1 protein-coding gene is annotated in these 2,240 nt (G+C 69.4%); it reads left to right on the forward strand.

Going from position 1 to position 2,240, the window contains the following annotated elements; translation table 11 throughout:
- Positions 1–2,240 (forward strand): FAD-dependent oxidoreductase (locus AC5E6L_RS15265; protein WP_491774449.1); only part of this gene is annotated, 2,240 nt, incomplete at both ends.

Genomic DNA, 2,240 nt, shown 5'->3' on the forward strand with positions numbered 1-2,240 from the left:
GCTTGTCGGCATCGCGCGGGGGCCGGCGCGGCGCCAGCCGAACGTGCGCGCCACGGTGCAGGAAGTCCATGACGGGATGGAGGCGGTCAGCCAGAACCGCTGGCCCTCGCTTGCGGCCGATGTGGGCGAGGTCAATGACTGGATGTCGCCGGTGTTCGCTGCCGGCTTCTATTACAAGACATTCATGTGGCCGAAAAAGGCCTGGGACACGGTCTACGAACCGGTGATCCGCCGCGCGGCCGGTCTGGGCGTCGCCCCCGACCAGCCCGATCCGGACCGCTATGCGGCGTGCTATGCCCATTGCGACGTTCTGGTCTGCGGAGGCGGCGCGGCCGGCCTGAGCGCGGCGCTGGCGGCCGCCGAAGGCGGCGCCTCGGTGATCGTGTGCGACGAGCGGGCGACATTGGGCGGCGCGCTGGCCTTCGAGGCCGAGGCGCGGATCGACGGCCGGGCCGGGTTCGACTGGGCGGCCGAAGCGGCGGCCCGGCTGTCGGCCATGGACAATGTGCGCGTGCTGCCGCGCACGACCGCCTTCGGATATTATGCGCAGAACTTCGTCGCGCTCGCCGAACGGCTGACCGACCATCTGGCCGCGCCCGATCCCGGCGCGGCGCGCGAAAGGCTGTGGCAGGTGCGCGCCCGGCGCGTCGTCATCGCCACCGGCGCCATCGAGCGGCACATGGTGTTCGCCAACAATGACCGGCCGGGCATCATGCTGGCCTCGGCGGCGCGCGCCTATCTGAACCATTACGGCGTGCGCATCGGCAATCTGGTGGGCGTCTATACGGCCAATGACTGCGCCTATGCGGCCGCCTTCGAACTCAAGCGCGCCGGCGCCGACATTCCGGTCATCGCCGACATGCGCGAAACGGTCGACCCGGCGCTGCTCGAACAGGCCGACGCGCTCGGCATCCGCGTTCTGACCCATCACGCGGTGACCGCCGCCGGCGGCAAGCTGCGGGTTTCCTCGATCGTGGTGCGGCCGTGCGCGGGGGGCAACCGCCAGGTGATCCCGGTCGATGCGCTGATCATGTCGGCGGGGTGGACGCCCTCGGTGCACCTGTTCTCGCAATCGCGCGGCACGCTGCGCTTCGATGCCGAAAGTCAGCGCTTCCTGCCCGGCGAACATGCGCAGGACTGTGCCTGCATCGGAGCCTGCAACGGCGCCGACACCCTTGCGGCGACCGTCAAGGGGGGGCTTGCGGCGGGCGCGGCGGCGGCGAAGGCGGCCCGGCCCAAATCCAGGCGCAAGACGATCGCGATCGGCGCCGAAAGCAACGGCTCCTGGGCCGGCGCCATGCTCGGCGCGGGGCCGAACCCGGAAGCGGGCAAGGTGGTGAAAGCCTTCGTCGACTTCCAGAACGACGTCACCGAAAAGGACATCCGGCTTGCCGTGCGCGAGGGCTTTCATTCGATCGAGCATGTCAAGCGTTTCACCACCAGCGGCATGGCGACCGACCAGGGCAAACTGTCGAACATGCATGGCCTCGCCATCGCCGCCGAGGCGCTCGGCAGGCCGATCCCCGAGGTGGGGCTGACCACGTTCCGGTCGCCCTATACGCCGGTCACCTTCGGGACCCTTGTCGGCCAGGGCCGGGGCGCGCTGTTCGATCCGACCCGCCGCACGCCGATGCACGAGAGCCATGCGGCGCTGGGCGCGGTGTTCGAGGATGTCGGCCAGTGGAAGCGGCCCTGGTACTATCCGCGCGCCGGCGAGGACATGGCTGCGGCGGTCAACCGCGAATGCGTCACCGTGCGCCGGTCGGCCGGCCTGTTCGACGCCTCGACGCTCGGCAAGATCGAGGTGGTCGGGCCGGACGCGGCCGCGTTCATGAACCTGCTCTACACCAACCCGTTCCTCAAGCTCGGCGTGGGGCGGCTGCGCTACGGCATCATGTGCCGCGAGGACGGTTTCATCTATGACGATGGCGTCGTCGGGCGGATCGCCGACGACCGGTTCCATGTGACGACGACGACGGGTGGCGCGCCGCGCGTTCTCCACCATATGGAAGACTATCTTCAGACCGAGTTCCCGCATCTGAAGGTCTGGCTGACCTCGACCTCCGAGCAATGGGCGGTGATCGCCTTGCAGGGGCCCAAGGCGGCCGGGCTTCTTGCGCCCTTCGTCGACGGCATGGATCTGTCGGCCGACGCGATGCCCTTCATGAGCATGCGCGAAGGCACGTTCGCGGGCGTGCCGATGCGGCTGTTCCGCATGTCGTTCGCCGGCGAGGACGGGT

This window comes from Roseitalea sp. (genome assembly GCF_984466335.1).